This is a genomic window from Chitinophaga sancti, from assembly GCF_034424315.1.
Lineage (GTDB): Bacteria > Bacteroidota > Bacteroidia > Chitinophagales > Chitinophagaceae > Chitinophaga > Chitinophaga sancti.
Genome location: NZ_CP139972.1, coordinates 1,735,811 through 1,759,132 on the forward strand (window position 1 = coordinate 1,735,811; position 23,322 = coordinate 1,759,132).

Consider the following 23,322-nt stretch of genomic DNA (forward strand, 5'->3'; position numbering starts at 1 on the left):
AAATTTAACATTCCTTATACAATATGAATACTAACTTACACAACACCCGGAAACTTCCATACCTGCAAAACTGAACCTATTTTATGCGAAAAATAATGGCTGTCCTGGCTTTGCTAATTTCATCCCTAACAAGTATCAAAGCCATAGCCCAGCATAAATTCACCATTAGCGGCATCATTCGCGATAAAACTTCGGGCGAGACTTTAATCGGTGCCTCTATACACGTTCTTCAACAATCCAACTACAGCAGCACCAGCAACAACTACGGATTCTATGCAATCGTGGTACCTGAAGGCACCTATACCCTCGTCGTCAGTTATACAGGATATAAAGCGGATACAATATCTATTCCCCTGGCGAAAGACCTTGTACGCAATGTTTCGTTGAGCCCTTCGAGCGGACTACTTTCAGAAGTCGTGATCACTTCCCAGGCCTCAAAAGACAGGCTGAGCAGCGCCCAAATGGGTACACAAAAACTTAGTACTGCCGAAATTGCAAATGTGCCGGTATTCCTCGGGGAAAAGGACATCATCAAAACCATACAACTACTACCCGGTATTAAAACAACCGGCGAAGGCAGCGGCGGCTTCTACGTGCGCGGTGGTAACATCGACGAGAACCTGTTACTGCTGGATGAAGTGCCGGTGTATAATGCCACACACCTCTTAGGTTTCTTCTCTACCTTCAATTCAGATGCGATCAAAGATCTTACGCTTTATAAAGGTGCCATGCCAGCTCAATACGGTGGCCGCCTTTCCTCTGTAGTAGATATCCGGACCAAAGACGGTAACAACCAGGCATTCCACGGTAGCGGCGGACTTGGCATTATTTCATCTCACCTGAACCTGGAAGGACCGCTTGTAAAAGATAAGGGTTCATTTATGATCAGTGCCCGTCGTAGTTATGCAGATGTGTTTTTGAAACTGTCTTCAAACGAAGATGTCAAAAACTCTAATCTTTACTTCTACGATGTAAATGCCAAGCTGAGTTATAACCTGGATGATCATAACCGGGTATTCATTTCCTTTTATAACGGGAAAGACAACCTGAAAATATCAGACGACTTCGCACTGTACTATGGTAATACAACAGGTACATTCAGGTTAAATCATAATTTCAACAGTCACTTGTTTTCCAATACCACAGTCTCCTATAGTAATTATCATCACAACGTAGAGATCTCGGACAAATCAAGCAATACTAAGATTGAATCCACCATCAGGGATTTCGGATTGAAAGAAGATTTTCAATACTTCATGTCAAACGATGACAGGATTAACTTTGGGATCACAACCACACACCATACACTTAATCCTGGCCTTATTGATGCCAGTCAGAATTCTACCTACAATTCCCAGATCCTGGATAAGAAGTATGCGCTGGAAAGCGCAGCTTACATCAATCATGAATTAGGATGGGGCAAGCTGAAAATTAATTATGGATTGCGCTTGTCTGTCTTCAATATATTTGGTCCCGGAAAGTATTATACATACAATGCAGAGGGAGATCCTGCTGATTCCACTAAATATGATGCAGCAGACCTGGTAAAGACTTACATCAATCTTGAACCCCGCGCAGCTGCAAGTTACCAGCTGGATAGTATCAGCTCATTGAAATTTGCTTATTCGCGCAATACGCAGAACCTGCACCTGATCACTAACTCTGCCTCCACGCAACCCACAGATCTCTGGATCCTGAGCAGTCCGAATGTACAACCGGAAATAGCAGACCAGGTGTCATTGGGTTACTACCGGGATCTTAGTAAAGGTCGTTATGAATTCTCATCGGAGATTTACTATAAACAATTACAAAACCAGATTGACTATAAAGATGGTGCTGCCCTCTCAGTCAATAACTACGTAGAGTCGCAGCTGCTATATGGGAAAGGCAGGGCGTATGGGGTAGAACTTTTTCTAAAGAAAAAAGCCGGCAGACTGACAGGTTGGATCAGTTATACATTATCCCGCACGGAGCGGCAGATAGAGAAGATCAATGAAGGGAGCTGGTATGCCGCACACCAGGATCAGACGCACAACCTGGCTATTGTAACCATCTACCAGTTGAGTAAGAAAGTAACCCTTTCTGCGAACTGGGTGTACAATACCGGTAATGCAGTCACCTACCCAAGTGGAAAATACGAAATCAATGAACAGACGGTGTTCCTGTATACAGAGAGAAACGGCTACCGGATGCCCGCTTATCATCGCCTGGATATTGGGCTGACCATAGCTGGAAAGAAAAGAAGGCGCTGGAGTAGTGACTGGAACTTTGCAGTATACAACGCCTATGGGAAACAAAATCCCTACTTCATAGAGTTTAAAAATGACCCGGCAAATCCAAACCGGACAATCGCGCAGCAAACAGCGCTTTTCCGTTGGGTACCTTCTATCACCTATAATTTCGCATTCTAGTATGAAGACGATATTCACCGCTATATTCATCATCCTGTTATTGTCTGCCTGTACAAAGACGCTTGATATAAAGTTGCGGTCAACTGAGCCGAAAATAGTCATCCAGGGGAATGTTACCAATTCAGGAGGGCCTTATTATATAAGGATCAATAAAACCGTTGATTTTGATGCGAATAATGAATACCCTCCTGTGGTCAATGCCACAGTTAGTGTATTGGATAGTAATACCAGAAGAGTGGATTACTATAAATATACCGGTGTAAATGGCTATTATATTTCCAACAATCTCTTTGGGCAGGTGGGGCATACTTACAAGCTAACAGTAACGGTTGATGGGGAAACCTATACAGCATCTTCCACGATGCCCAATTTTGTAGGCATCAACCAGCTGGATTTTGTACAGACAAAGATTCTTAATAAAACCAGGATCCTGCCCCAGGTAACATTTACGGACCCGGCCTATGAGAAAAACTACTATGTTTTTTCACTGGCGGTAAACAATGTAACTTATAAAGCCTTTTATGCGGTGGATGACAGGCTGACTGATGGAAATGAGATGGTGCAGCAATTGTATATGGATAGTTCGTATATCCAGAAAAGGGATTTTGTGACGGTAATATTGTCAAGTGTAGACAAGAACGTCTATAATTATTTCAATGTACTCCAGGCAAATAGCGGCGCCTCTCCGACTACGCCTTCGAATCCGCCATCAAATATATCGAATGGCGCATATGGATATTTTGGTGCAGAGGCGGTTAGCATGGTATCTCAATCTTTTTAAATAACTCATTATATGAAATTCCATTCCCTGGTATTCTTAAGTTCCCTGCTGTTTTCGCTAAGTGCAAAATCACAGATCGTTTCTATCCCTTACCAGGATAACATGAAAGTACCTGTGATAACATTAGGAATAAATGGTGGTACTTATCGGTTCATTTTTGACATGGGGGCAGAGGTAAGTATCATCAATTCAAAATACATTACACTACCGCAAACGGGGAAAATAAAAGTGGATGATGCAAACAATGCATCTAAAACGCTTTACAAGAGTAAAGTAGAATCGCTGGTATTGGGTGCTAATAAGGAAATTGCTTTTAGTAATGTAAATGTGTACAGTACAGAGATGAACGAGCAGGTATTCACCTGTAATGAAATAGCGGGCATATTGGGGATGGATCTCTTAGGAAGTTATGTAATAGAATTGGATCCTGCGAATAAAATAATATCATTTTATAAAGACAGTCCTATAGATAAAAAGGAGATGTTGCCTTTTGGAAAAAAAGGTAACAGGCCATCGGTAGATGTAATGATAAATAACCAAGTGATAAATTTATTATTAGATTCTGGCTCTGCAGGGTTTATAAAGCTTTCAGATAAAGCTGGGTTGAAGTTTGATAGTGATGCTGCTCAAAAAATGACTGGATATAGCGGGCTGGGATTGTATGGGAGAAAGGAAGGAGTGATTAGCAGTGAGGTGATAAAGGCAGATGTAAGTGTGGGCGGTACTACTGATCACAACCAGGTGATCTTAATTGAGCCAACAAACAGTAGCAAGCTTGGGTTTGAATACATGAAGCATTTTAAGGTGATTGTTTCAGTAAAAGACAGGATGCTTGCCTTGAAAAAGATAGAGGACTTTCAATATACAGATATGTTGCTGAAGTTTGGATTTTTGATAGGGATTGATAAGGGCGGGTATGTGATAACGAAGAAAAATGTGAGCAGGATGGATGTGGAGATAGGTGATAAGGTGATTTCGGTAAATGAGCAGGCATTAGGAGATCTTTGTGATATTAATAAGGTAAAGGAACTCATTGAGAAAACGGAGGTAGCACCCGGCTTATTGATAGAAAGAGGTAGACAGCGGTTAAGGATCAGCCAATAAATTACAGGTAGGCTGGAGATTGACTTTTAGTGCACCCATACATATATTAGGCCCTATGTATGCGGCGCCAGCCTATTCAATCCTGAATCCAAACACTGCACCTTAAATCAATCCAGTTTCCTTCAATCGTTCAAACGCGATTAACACCCCCGGCACCTGGTGCTCCTCCTTCCCATACATCTCTGAATCAAAATACTTCAGCGCCCCTATCTCCGCCGAAGGCACAATTTCCTGCTTCAGTTCATGCAAAAAACAATCCTGTTCCATCATCAGATCTACTTCCCCAAATGCCGGCGCTGTAATATGATAATACCACTTTAGCTCTTCCTCCGGAATCGAAATATTCAACTCCTCCTCCACTTCCCTTCTTACCGCCTGCAAAGCAGTTTCCCCGGCATCAATCTTGCCGCCAGGTAAATACCAGGCCCCCTTATTTTTGCTAAACCCCAATAGTAATTTCCTGTCTTTTACGACGACTAAGCCGGCTGTATGTATACGTTTCATCCCACAAAAATAGCCATTCACCTCTTAGAATCAAATCACACGTTCATCAATACGAATACCTATTCCTGCATCCCTAAAAGCTTTTTCCTGGGATTGGCTCAACCTGTTCCGCATTGAATAGAAGATCGAAGCTTTAAATTATCTCAGTACTTTGTATTTTTTCCGATATTTGAATCTACACCAAATCACCAGTATGTTATATATCGCACTGATTCGGGAAGAAAAACAGCCCCACGACTATCGCGTAGCCTTTACCCCATCACAATGTCAATGGATTGCACGTCACTACCCCCAGGTTACCATCATCGTTCAGCCCTCACCATGGCGCTGCTTCAAAGATGAAGAATACGAACGAGCCGGCATCACCCTGTCAGAAGACCTGTCTCACTGCCAGATCCTGTTCGGTATTAAAGAAGTACCTGCCGAAAAACTATTGCCAGGCAAAACATATTTATTCTTTTCTCATACACGAAAGAAGCAGCCGCAGAACCAGCAAATGCTTAAAGCCATCCTGGAAAAGAAAATCAACCTCATCGATTACGAATGTCTCGTCCATCCGGATGGACAACGGATCCTGGGATTCGGTTTCTTTGCCGGCGTAGTGGGTGCACACAATGGCCTGCTGGCCTATGGCCGTAAAACAGGCAGTTTCTCACTCACACCCGTGTATGCCTGCCATGATTTCAAAGAACTGATCAATCATTACTTCGGCGCAAAACTGCCCCCGCTAAAGATCGTGATCACCGGCTCCGGCAGAGTGGCCGCAGGTACACTGGAAGTAATGGGCTTGCTAGGCATTAAATACCTCCCTCCCGAGGAATATTTAATAAATACCTATACCTACCCCGTATACACCCAGTTAAAGGCCGGTGAACTCTACCTGAGAAAGAAAGATAAGACCTACAGCCGGGAAGACTTCCATAATCATCCGGATCAATATGATTGCAGGTTCCTGCCTTACGTGACGGCCTCTGATATATTGATGAACGGGGTTTACTGGGATGAACGCATCCCCCCGCTCTTCACCTGGGCCGACCTCGCAAAGGACAATTTCAGGATTAAAGTGATTGCTGATATTACTGATGATAAACACGGTTCCGTGCCTTGCAATATTGGTGATTCCACCATCGAAGACCCTGTTTATGGCGTGGACAGGCATACAAAAGAGCTGATTGCTCCTTACCAGAAAGATAGTGTAGATATGATGTGCGTGAGCAACCTGCCGAATGAACTGCCGCGGGATGCATCGCAGTACTTCGGAGATCAGCTGATGAAGTATGTATTTGATGATTTGTTAAAATCAGAGAGTACGGTCATTCATAATGCGACGATTGCCTCTAACGGGGCGCTTACAGAGCGGTTCAGTTACCTGGAAGAATACGTATCAGCATAAAAAAAGAAGTTGTATCGAAAGTAATTTGAAGGCATTGAGAATTTTCTTAACAAAGAAACGCTCCGCCAGGTACCCGGATTAAATCCGGGAAATTTTACTTTTGATACAACTTCTTTTTACTGGATATTTGCGTTAAAGACCGTCTGCGTCGGGTAAGCAAACCGGATATTCCCCTGCGCAAACTCCTTAAACATTCGCATTGAAAACCGTCTGCGTAGGATAAGCAAACTGGATATTCCGCTGCGCAAACTCCTTAAAGATCGCCAGGTTAATCGCCTGCTGTATATCCATATACTTATTATAATCACTCGTCAGCACATTATACACCACCTCAAACTTCAGACTATAAGGTCCATAGCTGGCAAAATGCGCCCTGTCAAACGCAAGTCCTTCCTGCGCTGTGATAATGGTTTTTAACAAATCAGGAATCGCTTCTAATACTGCTGCCGGCGTTTCATATACCACATCCAACATGAACGCTATCCTGCGCTTCTCCATCCGCTTGAAATTATGAATACGGGAATCCGTCAGCGCCTTATTGGAAAAGATCATTTCCTCACCATTCGTACTACGGATGCGGGTTGTCTTTACCCCAATCTCCATCACCGTACCACTCTTATCCCCTACCAAAATCGCATCTCCGATTTCAAAAGGCCGGTCAAAAAAGATCACGAAATAACAAAACAGATCACTCAAAATATTCTGTGAAGCCAACGCGATGGCCACACCACCAATACCCAAACTCGTGATAATCGTCGTCACATTGTAACCGAAATTATCCAGGAGAAAAACAATCGCAATACACCACAGTACCAGGTTGATGATCATCAACACTCCTTTCACTTCGCTCCTCTTAGGGTCTGCATAATGCTTTTTCTTCAGGTAAGAAATCAGTGAATACTCGATCAGCATCGTCAATACCCGCAATACAAAAAAAGTATTGATCAGTACTATCACACCACGCAGGGCACTGGCCAACTTCTCAGGCAAGCTGAGGTAATGAATACCTCCATAAATTACCGAGATATACAATGCCGGCATCACTGCTCGGTCTATTACGCTGATGATAAAATCATCTACTGTGTTGACAGTGCTTTCTGCCCACTTTCTTAACCTGTGTAGTACGATACTTTTGACAATGCGCAGGACAATCAATCCAATGATAATAACTCCCAGCGCGATGACATAGGAATACAACGTATTCCCCCAAAAGACCTGATTTAAACCTTCCATGTTGTGATTGAAACTAAATATTGGCAATTAAATTTTACAAATACAAATAATAAGGGTGTAATAAAGCGATAAACTCCGGTGTATATTCATTCGCCCCATTCCTGATGGACATCGTTTCTTCGTAACGGGCAATTTCCATCTCCTCCTCACCCTCTTTCCGATCAATTGCTAAAGCCGTTTCAAAAACCACTCCCCGCCCAAAGATCGCTATCGTCCGGAAATGTTCATGATTTACACTATGTCTTATATGTACTACCTGGCGCGCGAAAAAACCTTTCTTTAAAGCTAATTTTTCAAACGCTGCAAAAGGTGTATATGGCAATAGTACAGAGAAAACGCCATTATCAGAAAGATGCTCGTCTATCACATCCAATAGCGCAGGGTAACTCAGTGTGGTAGCATGCATTGCCTGGTTTCTTAACGGATCAGGACTTTTTAAATCCCCTTCGTAAAAAGGAGGATTGGTGATGATCAGGTCAAACTGGCGCTCTAATTTTAAGGTACGGGCATCACCCACCACTACCTTCATCCTGGAAGCCCAGGGCGCAGCCGCAAAATTGCGTGTAGCCTGTGCCGCAGCTGCGGTATCTAATTCCAGCGCGGTGATAGATGCATCGGTAAATCGCTGCGCCAACATCAGGCTCAGTAATCCTGTACCCGTACCAATGTCTAAGATCCGCTTCGCCGATGTGATCTTCGAAGCCGTATACGCTCCCTGCAAACACGCATCGGTACACACTTTCATGGCACAGTCTTCCTGGTGAACCGTAAATTGCCTGAAACTAAAAAATTGATTTGCCATGTGATGTTTAAAAAACGACTTCTTTTGAAGAGCAAAGAATTATGCAATGCGGCTTTAAAAAGCGGCTCTTGCTCCAGGCACCGCATCCAGTCCTACAAAATCCTGCGCCTGGTATTTATAATATGCTGTGATGGCAATCATAGCTGCATTGTCCGTACAATATTCAAACTTCGGGATGTAGGTCTTCCAGCCGTACTTTTCACCATATTGCTGTAAAGCCGTTCTCAGTCCGGAGTTGGCACTCACCCCACCCGCAATACCAATTTCTTTAATTCCCGTTTCCTTCGATGCCTTCTTCAGCTTATTCATAAGAATACTGACTATCCTGTGCTGGATAGACGCACAAATGTCCGCCATATTATTTTGCACAAAATCCGGATCGGTTTTTTGTTTCTCCTGGAGGAAATAAAGGATGGAAGTCTTCAAGCCGCTAAAACTGAAATTCAGTTCCGGGATCTGTGGCTCCGGAAATTTGAACTTTTCCGGGTCTCCCTGTTTCGCATATTTATCAATCAAAGGTCCACCCGGATAAGGCAGGCCCAGTAATTTCGCACTTTTATCAAAAGCCTCGCCGGCAGCATCATCCAGGGTTTCACCAATCACCTTCATCTGCAATGGACTATCTACCCGCACGATCTGGGTATGACCACCAGATACCGTGAGACATAAGAACGGAAATGAAGGAATGGGATCTTCGATGAAATTGGCCAGTACGTGCGCCTGCATATGGTGAACAGCAATGAGTGGCTTGTTCAGTGCCAGTGCCAGTGACTTCGCAAAACAACTACCTACCAGCAGGGCACCGATCAGGCCGGGGGCCTGGGTAAATGCAATGGCATCCAGCTCCTCTTTCTTTATCCCTGCCTGTTTGAGGGCATAGTCCACCACCGGAACAATGTTTTCCTGGTGAGCACGGGAAGCCAGTTCAGGCACGACCCCACCATATTGCTCATGAATAGTTTGGTTAGCTATATAATTGGAAAGGATCTTTCCATCTACCAGCACAGATGCGCTGGTTTCATCACAAGACGACTCTATCGCGAGTATTTTTACTGACATGGGTGCAAATTTAAATGAAAATCTGCTTATGCTTAAGGGAAAAGAAAAACCGCTTCTGCCTGCGACAGAAGCGGTTTCAATATTTTTCATTTTATCATCAGGTACTCCTGATTGCCACCACCGGGTCCAGCTTCGATGCTGAATATGCCGGTATAAACCCGGCTATAATCCCTACCACCGTACTCACACTCAATCCTACCATAATATTCTTAAACGTCAGCGCCACCGGGAATACCCCCGTGCTATTGATCAATATTGTGATGATATACACCAATAGCAGGCCCAATCCACCTCCCACCAGGCACAACATGATGGCCTCCAGCAGGAATTCCATCAATATGACCTTCTTCCGTGCACCAATCGCCTTTTTCAGGCCAATAATATTCGTTCTTTCCTTCACCGTCACAAACATAATATTGGCAATCCCAAATCCACCCACTATCAGGGCAAACATAGCAATCACCACCCCACCCAGGTTCACCTTCGCAAATACGGACTCCAGGTTCTGGGATATCGACGTGATCTCATTCAGTGAAAAATCATCATCTTCCGTAGGCCGCAATCTGCGGATAGCCCGCATTACCCCCGTCAGCTCATCCATCATTTCCTTCACAGAAACGTTCGACTTTGCCTTCACAATGATAAAAGGATCCCCATATTTCCGCTCATCGACCACCGTTCTACCAAAGGCATAAGGCACCATGACCGTATTATCATAGTTAATGGCATCCATCCCGGCACCTTTTTTCTTCAGCACGCCAACCACCTTTACAGGTCTGCCAGCTATGCGGATCACCTTGCCCAATGCCGCCTCCGGACTACCAAACATTCCATCCCAGATATTTCCTCCCAGAATGGCTACATTGGCCCCGTCATTCTCCTTGCCGGCAAAAAAACGCCCGCCAATGATCTTCAGCGACTGAATTTTAATGTAATCTTCCGTCACGGGCAGGAATTCTACCCCTTCCATAGACTCCCCTTTATAATCAAGTCTTTTATTGCCGGAAGAAAACGCAAACGCCGAATATTCGACCGTATGGGTTCTTTCCATTATATAACGCAATTCCTTGTATTCCGGCTGCGGACGGTTCACAAATTTCCACCACGGCATATCCGGACCTCCACCCCATGGCCATTTCTGGATGAATATCACATCAGAGCCCAGGGCTTCCATCCCTTTGCGGATATTATTTTCCAGGCTATTGGTAGCAGTAAAAACGGTGATGATACAGAATATACCTATAGTGATACCTAAGAGGGATAAAAATGTACGGAGCTTGTTCATTCTAAGCTCCTGGGCTGCCATTTTCAGGCTACTCCATAATATTTTAATCGTGGCAATCATAGCGTTGTGGCAATCATTGATCAAATGTAAAGTAATGATAAATTGTGAGATTACATCCATTTCACAATTCATTCGTACCTTTGCACACATTTTTGGTACAAACGCATATGAAGTACGCAAGCGAAATCAATAAACGAAAGACATTTGCTATTATAGCCCACCCGGATGCCGGTAAGACCACCCTGACTGAAAAGTTCCTGCTTTTCGGGGGTGCTATCCAGACTGCGGGTGCCGTAAAGTCTAACAAGATCAAGAAGCATACGACCTCCGACTTTATGGAAATCGAACGGCAGCGTGGTATCTCCGTCGCTACCTCCGTGATGACTTTCGAGTATCGGGATATGCTGGTGAACCTGCTCGATACCCCGGGTCACAAGGACTTCGCGGAAGATACCTACCGTACCCTTACGGCAGTAGACAGCGTTGTGCTGGTAATCGACTGCGTAAAGGGGGTGGAAGAGCAGACCGAAAGGCTGATGGAAGTATGTCGCATGCGCGATACCCCGGTGATCATCTTTGTCAATAAGATGGACCGTGATGGTAAAAATCCATTTGACCTGCTCGATGAACTGGAAGAGAAACTGAATATCAGGGTACGTCCCTTGAGCTGGCCGATCAATGGCGGTACGGATTTCAAGGGGGTGTATAACCTGTATAACAAGAGCTTTGTATCCTTTGCGCCTAACAAGAAGGCAACGGATGATGATATTGTGCCGCTGGCGGACCTGAGCAGTGATTTTGTCGATAAGAACTTCAATGCTACAGATGCTGCACAGCTGCGGAATGATGTGGAACTGATTGAGGGTGTGTATGATACCTTTGAGAATACAGAGTATTTGCAGGGCAAAATGGCACCGGTGTTCTTTGGTAGTGCGGTGAACAACTTCGGGGTAAAGGATATGCTGGATACCTTCGTGGAGATTGCGCCTACGCCAAAAGATCGTGAGGCAAGTACACGCATGGTACCGGTGGCGGATGATAAATTCAGTGGATTTATCTTTAAAATTCACGCGAACCTCGATCCAAGGCACCGTGATCGTATCGCGTTTTTACGAGTGTGTTCCGGTAAATTTGAGCGGAATAAATTTTATCACCATGTGAGATTGGATAAGGATGTACGTTTTAACAACCCTTATACCTTCCTGGCCCGTGAGAAAAATATAGTGGATGATGCGTTTCCGGGTGATGTGGTAGGTTTGTTTGATACGGGGAATTTTAAGATTGGAGATACGATTACAGAGGGTGAGAACTTCTATTTTACAGGGATTCCAAGCTTCTCTCCTGAATTGTTTAAGGAGGTGGTGAATAAGGATCCGATGAAGACGAAGCAGCTGGAAAAAGGCCTGAGGCAGTTGACAGATGAGGGTGTGGCGCAGTTGTTTACGCAGCATAACGGGAACAGGAAGATTATTGGTTGTGTGGGAGATCTGCAGTTTGAAGTGATCCAGTATAGGTTGTTGCACGAGTATGGGGCGTCTTGTATGTTTAATACTTTGCCGTTTTATAAGGCGTGCTGGATTACGGGTGAGAAGACGAAGGTAGAAGAGTTTATCCGTTTTAAAGGGGCTAATGTAGTAGAGGATAAGGATGGGCACCTGGTGTACCTGGCGCAATCTGAGTGGTATTTAAATACGGAGAGAACGAATAATCCGGCGATAGAGTTCCATTTTACTTCTGAAATACATAAATAGCAAAAATATGGGTGAGGGCAAAACCCTCACCCATATTTTTTGAGTGCGGGATTAATTCCTGGATGCTTCACCCAGGAATTAATCCCGCAAATTAAGTGCAAATAACTATTTCCTTTTATACTCCAATATAATCTCACTAAACGTCTTCTCCTTCACCCCTTTAAAATGCACATCCAGCTCATCCTCTTTCTTCCACTTATATACAATCTTCTGGGGGTAATCACAGGCCGGGTTCTCCGCCACAAAGCCATTGCTTTGTAACACCGTCACCTTAAACGGCACTGGTTTGCCGCTCTTCGGATCTGCCACCGCAGCAATTGTAAACACCAGCTCATTCCCACTCCTCACCAACTGCATATTATCCATCTCCACGCTATCTCTACCGGTTATACGATGTGTCTTCCCTTCCCAGGTATGATCATCTTTCTTCACCCACAACTCTGTAAAAGTACTGTGCTTCGTCGGCATCCGCCAATACCCGAGAATATGATCCACATACTTAAAGTCGGCCGGCTTTACCTGTGCAAAGCTGTTCGTGCAAAGGATGCAGAACAGCAGCAGGCAACTACTGTGGTACCACAGCTTCTTCCCCATACATTTGTGGTTTATATTTCAACGAAGGCGATGGCAGGAAAGGACCAATATTCAATGAAGCCCATTTCTCATCCACTCTGCGGATTGTTTCATCATCAGCAACTACGATATTTGGCCAGTCACGCTCAAAACCATCCAGCAGCCTTGTTTTGAGGGTACCATCCATGCCTACCCCAGCCCATTCCTTTCCAGGCTGGCCTGCAACAGGATTACGTACTACAAAACTATCCCTTCTTGGATCCAGGTTATTACAGAAGCGCCACAGGGTAGTTGCCAGATCACTTACGTCTACAGTATGTTCTACAAAAATGATCATCTTGATGCCCAGCATTTCAGGCAGTGCATACAGTTGTTCATTCAGTTCTTTAACGTGTAGCGGACGTGCTTTTTGTACGGCCACAAACAGGCAAGGAATATCCATTGCCAGCAGGCTATCATTGATCCCTTTAATTTCGGGGAAACGTTTTTGCAGTTCTGCTTTATTGATAGCAGCGGGTTTGATGTCTCTTACATGACTATCCAGTAATTCTTCATCATACTTGGTCGTTGCGTCGATACACATCTTGCCACCAAAGCCCATTTTAGAGCAGGAGTGATCCAGTACATCCATCGGACCCTGGCTGAAATAGATGTCTGTAGCAGGATTCAGGTGCTTAAACATATACTGCGCCAGTGATTTATAATCACTGATAGTGGTATGCTGATCCGCTACCACCAGGATCTTATTGAACATCATCTGACCCGCGCCCCACATGGCGTTCATCACTTTCTGCGCCTGGCCCGGATATTCTTTCTTAATCTTGGAAATCACCAGGTTATGGAACACCCCTTCTACCGGCATTTCCATATCGATCATTTCAGGCACCATCGCCATTTTGATCGGTGCCAGGAAGATACGTTCTGTAGCTTTACCCAGGTAAGCATCTTCCTGCGGAGGAATACCTACGATGGTAGCAGGATATACGGCATCTTTACGATGGGTGATTGCAGTAACATGGAAACGGGGATACCAGTCTGCAAGGGAATAGTAACCGGTGTGGTCACCAAATGGCCCTTCCCAGATCAGGTCTTCTTCCGGATCTACATAACCTTCAATTACGAAGTCAGCATCAGCAGGTACTTCGATGTCTGGCTGGGAGATACATTTAACCAGTTCCACTTTCTGCTTGCGCAGAAAACCTGCCAGCATATATTCATCCACGTTTTCAGGCAGAGGAGCGGTAGCGGAATAAGTATATACAGGGTCACCACCGAGAACAACGGCTACCGGCATGCGTTTTTTCAGCGCCTTGTATTCGTTGTAGTGTTTAGCGGAGACTTTGTGTTTATGCCAGTGCATACCGGTCATCTGGCCATCGAACACCTGCATACGGTACATGCCAACGTTGCGGATGCCGGTGTGCGGGTCTTTGGTGTGAATGACAGGGAGGGTGATGAACGGACCACCGTCTTTAGGCCAGCATTGGATCACCGGGATTTTGGAGAGGTCCGGGTGAGCCATCACCACTTCCTGGCAGGCGCCTTTGCCGCTGACTACTTTTGGCATCCAGCTGGCGAATTGACCAAGTTTAGGGAGCATGGCGAGTTTATCGAGAATGCCTTCTTTCGGTTTGGAAAGCATTTTGAAGAGGTCTTCGATTTGGTGGGCGATGTCGTCGAGTTCGTTGACACCCAGCGCCAGGCACATCCTTTTGAGGCTGCCCATGGAGTTCATGAGAACAGGGAAGTCGGTACCGGTGTTTTCAAAGAGGAGGGCTTTGCCGCCATCCGGAGATTTGCTGATTCGGTCGGTGATTTCGGAGATTTCCAGGATTGGATCTACGAAGGTTTTGATGCGGACCAGTTCTCCGGCCTTTTCCAGTGTATCTATGAAGTGCTTTAAATTCTTATATGCCATACGGATCTTCGAAAATTTGTACGAAGATAACACCAAAATAAATGGTTTTACCCCTGGTAAAACCATTTATTTTGATAGCGATGACGCAGTGGGGAGCCCCGGCAAAACGCTCCCCCAAAAAACCAAACACTCCACCCCAGCCTAACCATTTAATTCCAATAACGACAACACAATCGGGCCCAAGCAAAACACTCCCCAAAAACCCAACACTTCCCCAGCCTAACCATCTATTCCAATCCCACCATCCCACAAAGACTTCACCCCGAAATCATATCAACAAAAAAAGACGCTCCAACCTAAGGTCAAAGCGTCTTTCGGGGGCAGCTGGCCTGTGGCCACCTAAAACTCAATTCAATCTCCCCATTTAATAATATACTGGTTATAAGCTAATATTTGCATTAATCACCACTCTAGGTCTCTTCACATATACAACTTCCTGTGCAGGCGGTGGCGCTGGTGCATAAACAACTACTGGTGCAGGTGCAGGCGCACAAACTGCTACCGGTGCCGGTACTGGTACCATTACTCTTGCACCTGGGCGGCAATCATAATAAGCACCGCGATAACTTTTGTTGCAATCCTCCCAACGGCCAGCATGAACGCGATACCCTCTTTCATATCCATTTCCACGATGTCCATTCTGTGCCTCTGCACCTACTACGGCTCCTCCTATCAGCATCATCATTAATACTATCTGTTTCATACTGTATGATTTAGTTTTTGGTAAAATTGATTGGAATTAAATTATAGGAATTAATATATACTTAAACGTTAAAAGTCACATCTAAAGTGTGTGCCGGGGCTACATAACTATACACATGGTGGTGATAACGATGTGGCCTTGGGCGCGGTCTGTGCGGCCGGTGATGCCAGTGGTGATGATGTATCACCCTGTGATGCGGATGCGGCGGCAAAGGAGGACGCGGTGGCAAAGGAGGATGCGGCGGTAAGTGCAGATGATGCGGATGCGGTGGCCTTGGTGGCTGTGCATTCGATACAACGAACCCTCCTAATATAAATAAGATGATGAATAATATCTTTTTCATGATCCTACGGATTTAGTAAAAAAATTAGAGTCAGGCGATTCGGATCTTCATGAGGAGAGTGGTAACAAATTATATAAACAGGGAGGAAAAGCATACAACCATCACAGTGCTTCTTATTCTTTACTCTCTTCGCGATTTCTGAATTCGACTATCTCAATGATCAGTTGCATATCGCTTTCTCTTTTTCCTGTTTGATTATGAAATTTCAAGAAGTATGCCAAAAACCAAATTCCCTGAAGATCGTTGACCAGCACCAACTTACACTTACTAAATCTTTAAGGAGCTTCAATTTTTGTGTTTCGTTTAGCGACGACATGGTCCAGTTCGTCCACTAATTTGTTGTACAGGTTTAGTTGTTAGTGTCTTTGAATAACATTTGGTGTATTTGAATAAAAGTTTTGTGTCCTGGGTAAATCGCTGGTGTCAGTAAAATTCTGGTCTCATTTGAAAATCTCTATTCTCTATTGAATAGCGCTGGCCTCACTGGAAGATCTCTGGCCTCAATTTAAAGTCTCTGCTATATTCGAGAATCTCTATTCGCTATCGAATGGCGCTATACTCACTGAAACATTTCTGGCCTCTATCGAATGTCTCTGCTATATTCGAAAATCTCTATTCTCTATCGAATGGTTTTGGTCTCACCCGAATGAGTTTAAAATACAATATTTTTCAATTTCCACTGCAAAATTTTTCTTCCAGCCCTGCCCACTAAAACTTCGGACAGTTGGACACCTTCTGTTTACCCCAATGATTATAAGGCCCTTTGCCGCCACCAAAGCGGTATGCCAGCGTAAACCCGGTAAATACATACCAGTCATCATACTTCTGCGAGCCTCTCGGAAACCCTTCCACAGGATAAGTTCCAGGTCCTCTATACGCATACTTAACCGTCTTCGCACCATAGGTAGCCAGCAAAGTATTGTAATCTGCATACCCCTTGCTCACATCATCCAGGTAGTCCGTAAACGTCTTGCGCAGGCCCACTTCAAAACCTGCTACCAGGTTGTCACGCACCAAAAACTTCACACCTGCGCCAAAAGGAATTGATACACTCGTCAGGTTATATTGCTTACGGTCAGGATACTGCTTAAGCCCCTGCCCTTCTGTGTTCAGCCCTCTCAGCCTGATCACATCCCCATTCTCATCCCGGGTAGTCGGATAAAAATTAAATACCCCTACACCGCCAAACACATAGGGAGTCCATCCCTTATCATCAATATCAAATAAATTCAATTCTAACCTAATATGACCTTCCAGGATAGGCGAGCGGAAACTCAGGTTCCTGTTTCTTAAATCTACATTTTTGTTGGTGCTGTCCGCTCCTGCAATGCGTGCATAAGTAAAGCCTGCACCCAGCGTAACATGTGGAGAGAGATCCCTTTTTACAAACAAGCCAATATGATAGCGTGTATAACGCATATCCACCTTTGATTGTGATAAATCCCCGCTGTAATTACTAATCCCTAATGCACCCCCCACCTGCCAGTACTGTCCAAAAACGGCAAAGGGGAGACAAACAAATAAAGTAACAAGTACCTTCCTGGAAATAACGCTCATAAAATGGTTTCTCAATGCAATTAGATTTGGCATCAACTTTCGTGATTGATTAGTGACCTTTTTTCATCGCATTTCGATAGGTATCTGCTAGGGGGAATATCAGGACATTGTTTTATAACGAAGGAGACTGGCATAAAATTGTAAAGCAGGCATTCTCATTCAAAACAACCGCTGCAAAATAGTACATTTTTGCAGGCTGAACAAAACAGGAAGAAAACATGTCGAATTTAATGAAGACGGCCACAGGGCCCCTCCCACATCCCTCCTTCACTTGCCCTGGCCAGTTACAGGTGATTTTTAGAAAAAAATATAAAATGAATATATTATACTACTCACTTCCTTACCGTTCCCACCACATACGTTCACTTATAAATGCCCTAAAACACTCACATATTATCTTTAAATGCTGAGTGTTAGCGGGTTTACATGTATACATTTGTTGAAACGTTTTTTTTATTATCTGCAGCGAATGCCTTACTTTCGAATAACATCATTTTATCATAAAATACTATCAGCGTTTTGGATGAAATGATCCGTTAGGATGCACCTCATTTAGCCCTTACCGATCGCTCTTTTAACAAACTTCGCTATGAAACAAAGACCTCCCGCTCTTGAGCAAATGGAGCTGTTAGCACTCAAAGCACTATGTTTTGCAGATGATCACGTCTCGGAATCATTTGAGATGAAACACGTTTCCGATTGGCTCGGAATTTCCTACTCTTATTTCTATCACAGTTTTACACATGTAATCGGGGAACCTTACTGGCAATATGTAAAACGACATCGCCTCGAACTCTCTGCAGGCCTGCTCAGGCACAGCGGATACAACATCAGCGAAATTGCCGAACGCTCCGGGTATGCAACCGTAGCAGCTTTTACAAAGGCCTTCACCCAGTATTTCGATCAAAGCCCGCGCGGCTTCAGAAAAATCCCCACTTTACCGAATGAACAACGCACCCTTCAATTGGTAGATTCCATTATCAAGGCATTTGATAAGAAGGGTGACACACTCACAGCTTACTTCAATTTTGAGCGAACTGAATTGACGTACCTGCCTGAGAGTATGTTGTATTATACCATCCTGTCGAGAGGACAGGATCCCGTGGTACAGATGATTATGAAGATGACAAGGGAGGAAATACGCTTGCGGAAGATCCTGCAAATCCAGGATTTGCCACAGGCAAAGGTAATTACGAGTACCCTGGATGCAGTGCCGGTCACTTCGTACGAGCAAATGAGTATGTTCGCCGGTATCTTTTTGCCCTGTAAGGACGTGACGATGGGATTGATGACGATGGCGCGGACTGAGAACCTGATGGAAAAGCGCATACCGGCAGGGCATTATATTAAATTGCCGGTGCCGATGGATTTCGCCATGGCAGGGATTCCGATGTATGAGTTCATCGACAGGTATGTGAAGGAAGGAGTGTTTAAGATGAGCGGGAATCATTTCTTTATTTCGATGGTGGGGCCGAATGAGAGTGAGATTTATATTCCTTATCTGAAGCAATTACTATAAAAAAATCACTTTAAACAACAACAACAAAACAATAATAATAAAGGTTTTGCCGGCCAGGCAAGACCTTTTTATTTGTGGATTGGCCAATTTATTGCTCTTTTTTCCCTTCCTTTATAAAACAATATAAAGCCATCCCATGAATGAAGTAAAGCTACCCTTTAATGCAAGACTTGCTTTCACCCTATTGTCGCTTATCCTGCTGATGTACATTGCCCGGCTGGGACATGAGCTGCTGGTACCGCTGGCCTTTGCTTTTCTGATAGCTATCATGCTGCTTCCTATCGCCAGCTTTCTTGAAAAATGCCGCTTCTCCAGGGCCCTTGCCGCACTTACCTGCATCTTATTAGTCGTGATCCTGCTCATTGGTGTGAGTATGCTGCTCACTACGCAAATGGGCACTTTTGTAGCCGATTTTCCACACCTGCAACAACAATTGCTACATACGATTACAGATCTGCAAGCCTGGGTCAATATGAAATTTCACATTAACTCCGCCCGCCAGATGGATTATTTAGAACAACTGGCCATGGGCACTTTAGGCTCTGCTACTGCTTTTGTAAGTACAGCACTCCTTTCATTGTCTTCCCTGCTGATCTTTATTATCTTTGTATTATTATATACCTTCTTTCTCCTCCTCTATCGTTCATTGCTCGTTACATTCCTCATTACCGTGTTCGATTCAAAATACCGCGAGACCTTGCTCAGCGTGATTGTAGAAACACGGCTGATCATTAAGGGATATGTGATGGGCCTGATGCTCGAAATGGTGGTAGTGGCTCTTGTGAACTGTACCCTTTTCTGGATCCTGGGTATCAAATATGCGACACTGTTAGGTATCATGGCTGCGATCTTTAATATTATTCCTTACCTGGGAATTTACGTGGCCACGGTTATCTCTATGTTGCTTACACTGACGAATAGTTCATTGGCGACCACGATACAGGTAGGCGTCGGATTGCTGGTGGTGCACTTCCTGGATAGCAATGTGCTGCTGCCGCGAATTGTGGGTAGTAAGGTGAAGATCAATGCGCTGGTAACCATCCTGGCAGTGGTGGCGGGTAATTTACTCTGGGGTGTACCGGGCATGTTCCTGGCCATTCCGTTTATTGCGATCCTGAAGATTATTTTTGAGAATATTGAACAAATGAAGCCCTGGGCCATTTTATTGGGGGATGCAGCACTGAAAAAAGTAAAGGTGCGGCATACAAGTGAGGAGGAAACTAAAGCAGCGACAGAGGTGGCACCCGAAAAGTAAAGCATGAATCATCAACATAAAGAGATGGAAGTTCCTGTACTGGAAGCAGACCACTTACAACTGCGGCCAATCAGCGAAAAAGACATCGCCGCATTGTTCAATCTATTTTCTTCGGAAAAAGTGATCCGTTTTATGGATATAGAACGCTTCATCAACGTTTCCGAAGCCGCCCAGTTAGTTGCCTTTTTCAGGGAAAAACTGCTGAGTGGAGAAGGTATGCGCTGGGGCATTTACCAGGAAGACAGCGATACCCTGATCGGTACCTGCGGCCTACATCATATTAACAGAACGCATTACAAAGCAGAAATGGGCTATGACCTCCTTCCCGCCTTCTGGGGCAAAGGGATCATGACCACCTCCCTGAACCGCTTATTACAATATGCCTTTGAAGAATTGTCGCTGAACCGGATCGAAGCGGTCGTAGACCCGGCTAATAAACTATCCCTCCTCCTGCTGGAAAGATTAGGGTTCCGGCAGGAAGGCCTCCTCCGGCAAGCTTTTTTTCAAAAAGGCCACTTTGTAGATACCTATATGTTCAGCTTACTCTCCAGTGATTATAACTACGAATTGCATTATTAATTAATCAATCGCAATAAAAGGCCCGCTATAGCTAACTGCTATGGCGGGCCTTTGTCATAATACTACGCTAAAAATACGGATAACCCGCCATTGAGTCACTAATAACCCGCAGATATCCCGCCTCTTTAAAGAGGCGGGATATCTGCGGGTTATAGGCGGGTTATCTGCGGGTTATCTGCGGGATATCTCCCTTTTTTTCATAGGTTGGGTCTGACCCTGATTGAGGGTTACATTTCGATAACTAAGCCTGTTCTAAGACAAAAAACTGGATTCTTCAACAGCTCATCCCAAAAATCACCCGCTTTCAAAAAACTTTATATTTTTGCCCCCATGCAATTCAGAAACGCCACCACCCTCGACATGCCCGCTATTGTAGCCATCTACAACAGCACCATTGCCGGCAGAATGGTCACTGCCGACACAGAACCTGTATCAGTAGAAAGCCGCATGCCCTGGTTTCACGTACACAACCCGGAAAAACGCCCTTTATGGGTAGTAGAAGAAAATGGGATCATGATAGGCTGGGTAAGCTTCCAGTCCTTTTATGGCCGCCCGGCCTACGACGGCACCGCCGAAATAAGTATCTATTTAGATGAAAATCAACGAGGTAAGGGTTATGGGAGGACAATTCTTGAATATGCGATGGCACAATGTCCATCGATTGGCATAAAGACATTACTGGGATTTATTTTCTCCCACAATGAACCGAGTATTAAATTATTTGAAAAACTGGGTTTCACTTCCTGGGCACATATGCCCAATATTGCCGTTTTGGATGGCATCGAAAGAAGCCTGGATATTCTTGGTAAAAGGATCTATTAGGATACCAGCACCACAATCTTATACACACATCTGCGAGCGCCGCTGATAATATGGTCAGCGCGCTCCACCTCCACACCATCCCCCATCAGGTGCTTAAAAGTCTTCAATTCCGAATTACAAATATTCGCACAATTCAGCGCTGCATTACATATAGGACAATGATTCTCAATAAAATAGAATCCACCCTCCCCATCTTCCTGCCATTCCGCCAGGTAGCCTTCCCGGGTCCTTAAAGCCGCAAAGGCCTCCAGTTTCTCCGCCACATCCCGGATACCAGACAGCGCATTATAATACTTCTCATGCCGCTGCTGTTCCCTGGCCGCCACTACCTTATCCAGCGCCTCTTCACCCAGCTCCACGCGGATCGTTTCTAATAATTGTAAGGTAAACTCCGCATGGGTATCCGGAAAATGTGCATGCCCCACCGGGGTCAGATCCCAGATCTGCACAGGACGACCGACCCCCTTAGATGTCGTCGCCGACATCACCAGTCCTTCTTCTGCCAGTTTCAGCAGTTGCAGCCGGGCGCCCTCTCCTGTAATGTTCAAAGCAGCGGCCAGCATAGCGGCCGACTGAGGCCCCTTCGTTTTCAGTAACTGCAAAAATCTATCTGCCGTTGCCTTCGTGATGGGTTTATAATTTTCCAAGTATTTACTTGTTTTATTCTCAAATGTCGTAATTTTGTAGGAGTTAAAAAAATTTGTTGCGACAATCAACGAGCTCCACGGTCCAAATAGCCGGAAGCTAAACGATAAATACAAGGACACAGATGAACGTTTTGATCTTCAATGGAACGATGGATTCAAGTCCATACACCACGGCAAACCGACTTTCTGCCTATTTTGAAGAACAGTTCCGCCAGAAAGGCTACACTACAGAAGTATTCAGTCCAAAAGGCGGTCATATTCCGTTCTTTGAATATCCAAAAGGCGATATGCCCGCATCCGTAAAAGCTATGTGCGATGCCTTTTGTAAAGCGGATGTACTCGTCTGGCTCACTCCCCTTTACCACGGGAGTATGACCGGGGTCATGAAAAATGCACTGGACTGGTTAGAGATGACGAGCAAACTCAGTAATCCATATTTAACCGGAAAGGTCGTAGCTTTGGTGAGTTGGGGAGATGGTCACCAGGCAATGCAGGGCATCAATGCCATGGATTCCGTAGCTAAAGCATTGAGAGCGTGGGTACTACCCTACTCCGTTCCTATCATGAAGGAACACCTGTATACGGCAGATGGAAAGGATTTTACCGAGCCATATAAGAATAAGTTCGATCGCCTCATCTCCCTCCTGGGAGAATCAAAGGTTTTGAAACACATACAGTAATAGGTTAATATCATAAAAAAGGAAGCAATTATGATCACAGTATCAGATAAAGCTAGCGTATATATTAAGGATCTGATGGTCAAAGAAAACCATGCACCCAATACCTTTGTTCGCGTAGGCGTGAAAGGTGGTGGTTGCTCAGGTCTGGAATATGTACTGAAATTTGAAGAATCAGAAAAACAGGAAGGGGATCAAATCTTTGAAGATAAAGGTGTTAAGATAGTAGTACAGATGAAAAGCCTCTTGTATCTTTACGGCACAGAACTGGACTACAGCGACGGTCTGAACGGTAAAGGGCTATTCTTTAACAACCCGAATGCGACCCGTACCTGTAGTTGTGGCGAGAGCTTCGCTGTATAATAATAAAATAAAAACAGCAGGCAGCTTACTTAATTAATCCGGA

General features: G+C 44.6%; 22 protein-coding genes. 12 read left to right on the plus strand and 10 right to left on the minus strand.

Annotated elements, in window-relative coordinates; genetic code table 11:
* The first annotated feature begins 83 nt into the window (after nucleotides 1-83).
* Genes U0033_RS06455 through U0033_RS06465 form a run of 3 tightly spaced genes read left to right on the plus strand, consistent with a single transcriptional unit; the run spans nucleotide 84 to nucleotide 4,296 of the window.
* Nucleotides 84-2,411 (plus strand): TonB-dependent receptor, encoded by a 2,328-nt coding sequence (locus tag U0033_RS06455; protein WP_072363372.1) that lies wholly within the window; start codon nucleotides 84-86, stop codon nucleotides 2,409-2,411.
* Between the two features lies 1 nt (nucleotide 2,412).
* Nucleotides 2,413-3,192 carry a DUF4249 family protein gene (locus U0033_RS06460; RefSeq protein WP_072363373.1) on the plus strand — a complete coding sequence of 260 codons (780 nt, stop codon included), beginning with the start codon at nucleotides 2,413-2,415 and terminating at the stop codon, nucleotides 3,190-3,192.
* A 12-nt stretch (nucleotides 3,193-3,204) separates the two neighbouring features.
* Entirely contained in the window at nucleotides 3,205-4,296 is a 1,092-nt protein-coding gene (locus tag U0033_RS06465; RefSeq protein ID WP_072363374.1) for an aspartyl protease family protein, read from the plus strand.
* Nucleotides 4,297-4,398: 102 nt separating this feature from the next.
* Here U0033_RS06465 and U0033_RS06470 read toward each other — a convergent pair whose 3' ends face one another.
* A complete protein-coding gene (locus U0033_RS06470; protein ID WP_072363375.1) occupies nucleotides 4,399-4,800 on the minus strand; it encodes an NUDIX hydrolase in 402 nt (133 codons plus the stop codon).
* Nucleotides 4,801-4,993: 193 nt separating this feature from the next.
* Between U0033_RS06470 and U0033_RS06475 the strand changes: the two genes are divergently transcribed.
* Nucleotides 4,994-6,193, plus strand: coding sequence for an NAD(P)-dependent oxidoreductase (locus tag U0033_RS06475; protein ID WP_072363376.1), 1,200 nt, complete (start codon nucleotides 4,994-4,996; stop codon nucleotides 6,191-6,193).
* 186 nt (nucleotides 6,194-6,379) lie between these two features.
* On the opposite strand, the gene U0033_RS06480 is transcribed toward U0033_RS06475, so the two are convergent.
* The 4 genes from U0033_RS06480 to U0033_RS06495 all read right to left on the minus strand — a co-directional run bounded on the left by U0033_RS06480 (nucleotide 6,380) and on the right by U0033_RS06495 (nucleotide 10,692).
* Nucleotides 6,380-7,426, minus strand: a complete 1,047-nt coding sequence (locus U0033_RS06480; RefSeq protein WP_072363377.1) for a mechanosensitive ion channel family protein — start codon at nucleotides 7,424-7,426, stop codon at nucleotides 6,380-6,382.
* A 34-nt stretch (nucleotides 7,427-7,460) separates the two neighbouring features.
* Nucleotides 7,461-8,228, minus strand: a complete 768-nt coding sequence (locus tag U0033_RS06485) for a tRNA1(Val) (adenine(37)-N6)-methyltransferase (RefSeq protein ID WP_072363378.1) — start codon at nucleotides 8,226-8,228, stop codon at nucleotides 7,461-7,463.
* A 54-nt stretch (nucleotides 8,229-8,282) separates the two neighbouring features.
* On the minus strand, nucleotides 8,283-9,287 hold the full coding sequence (gene tsaD / locus U0033_RS06490) for a tRNA (adenosine(37)-N6)-threonylcarbamoyltransferase complex transferase subunit TsaD (protein ID WP_072363379.1): 1,005 nt from the start codon (nucleotides 9,285-9,287) through the stop codon (nucleotides 8,283-8,285).
* A 97-nt stretch (nucleotides 9,288-9,384) separates the two neighbouring features.
* The gene (locus U0033_RS06495) at nucleotides 9,385-10,692 is read right to left on the minus strand and encodes an ABC transporter permease (RefSeq protein ID WP_177318663.1); all 1,308 of its coding nucleotides are present in this window, start codon (nucleotides 10,690-10,692) and stop codon (nucleotides 9,385-9,387) included.
* A gap of 47 nt (nucleotides 10,693-10,739) precedes the next feature.
* Between U0033_RS06495 and U0033_RS06500 the strand changes: the two genes are divergently transcribed.
* A complete protein-coding gene (locus U0033_RS06500) occupies nucleotides 10,740-12,323 on the plus strand; it encodes a peptide chain release factor 3 (RefSeq protein WP_072363380.1) in 1,584 nt (527 codons plus the stop codon).
* Between the two features lie 105 nt (nucleotides 12,324-12,428).
* Here the strand turns inward: U0033_RS06500 and U0033_RS06505 are convergent, their stop codons facing one another.
* From U0033_RS06505 to U0033_RS06515, 3 genes are all read right to left on the minus strand, one after another.
* Nucleotides 12,429-12,917, minus strand: coding sequence for a DUF6265 family protein (locus U0033_RS06505; protein WP_072363381.1), 489 nt, complete (start codon nucleotides 12,915-12,917; stop codon nucleotides 12,429-12,431).
* Entirely contained in the window at nucleotides 12,889-14,814 is a 1,926-nt protein-coding gene (locus U0033_RS06510) for a menaquinone biosynthesis decarboxylase (RefSeq protein WP_072363382.1), read from the minus strand. Before U0033_RS06510 ends, U0033_RS06505 begins: the two co-directional genes overlap by 29 nt.
* 379 nt (nucleotides 14,815-15,193) lie before the next feature.
* Entirely contained in the window at nucleotides 15,194-15,517 is a 324-nt protein-coding gene (locus tag U0033_RS06515) for a hypothetical protein (protein ID WP_072363384.1), read from the minus strand.
* A 90-nt stretch (nucleotides 15,518-15,607) separates the two neighbouring features.
* Between U0033_RS06515 and U0033_RS06520 the strand changes: the two genes are divergently transcribed.
* Entirely contained in the window at nucleotides 15,608-15,832 is a 225-nt protein-coding gene (locus tag U0033_RS06520) for a hypothetical protein (RefSeq protein WP_072363385.1), read from the plus strand.
* A gap of 736 nt (nucleotides 15,833-16,568) precedes the next feature.
* On the opposite strand, the gene porG is transcribed toward U0033_RS06520, so the two are convergent.
* A complete protein-coding gene (gene porG / locus U0033_RS06525) occupies nucleotides 16,569-17,432 on the minus strand; it encodes a type IX secretion system protein PorG (protein ID WP_143150817.1) in 864 nt (287 codons plus the stop codon).
* A 574-nt stretch (nucleotides 17,433-18,006) separates the two neighbouring features.
* Between porG and U0033_RS06530 the strand changes: the two genes are divergently transcribed.
* The 4 genes from U0033_RS06530 (at nucleotide 18,007) to U0033_RS06545 (ending at nucleotide 21,592) form a co-directional block, all read left to right on the plus strand.
* Nucleotides 18,007-18,936 carry a helix-turn-helix domain-containing protein gene (locus tag U0033_RS06530; protein WP_083571684.1) on the plus strand — a complete coding sequence of 310 codons (930 nt, stop codon included), beginning with the start codon at nucleotides 18,007-18,009 and terminating at the stop codon, nucleotides 18,934-18,936.
* A gap of 136 nt (nucleotides 18,937-19,072) precedes the next feature.
* Nucleotides 19,073-20,191, plus strand: a complete 1,119-nt coding sequence (locus U0033_RS06535; protein ID WP_072363388.1) for an AI-2E family transporter — start codon at nucleotides 19,073-19,075, stop codon at nucleotides 20,189-20,191.
* Between the two features lie 3 nt (nucleotides 20,192-20,194).
* Nucleotides 20,195-20,770 carry a GNAT family N-acetyltransferase gene (locus tag U0033_RS06540; RefSeq protein ID WP_083571685.1) on the plus strand — a complete coding sequence of 192 codons (576 nt, stop codon included), beginning with the start codon at nucleotides 20,195-20,197 and terminating at the stop codon, nucleotides 20,768-20,770.
* Nucleotides 20,771-21,100: 330 nt separating this feature from the next.
* Nucleotides 21,101-21,592: a GNAT family N-acetyltransferase gene (locus U0033_RS06545; RefSeq protein ID WP_072363390.1), complete on the plus strand. Its 492-nt coding sequence runs from the start codon at nucleotides 21,101-21,103 to the stop codon at nucleotides 21,590-21,592.
* Here U0033_RS06545 and U0033_RS06550 read toward each other — a convergent pair.
* Nucleotides 21,589-22,239 carry a helix-turn-helix transcriptional regulator gene (locus tag U0033_RS06550; protein ID WP_072363391.1) on the minus strand — a complete coding sequence of 217 codons (651 nt, stop codon included), beginning with the start codon at nucleotides 22,237-22,239 and terminating at the stop codon, nucleotides 21,589-21,591. The two genes, U0033_RS06545 and U0033_RS06550, sit on opposite strands and share 4 nt — an antisense overlap.
* A gap of 122 nt (nucleotides 22,240-22,361) precedes the next feature.
* Between U0033_RS06550 and U0033_RS06555 the strand changes: the two genes are divergently transcribed.
* Entirely contained in the window at nucleotides 22,362-22,919 is a 558-nt protein-coding gene (locus U0033_RS06555; protein ID WP_072363392.1) for an NADPH-dependent FMN reductase, read from the plus strand.
* 30 nt (nucleotides 22,920-22,949) lie between these two features.
* Entirely contained in the window at nucleotides 22,950-23,279 is a 330-nt protein-coding gene (locus tag U0033_RS06560; RefSeq protein WP_072363393.1) for a HesB/IscA family protein, read from the plus strand.
* Nucleotides 23,280-23,322: the final 43 nt, after the last annotated feature.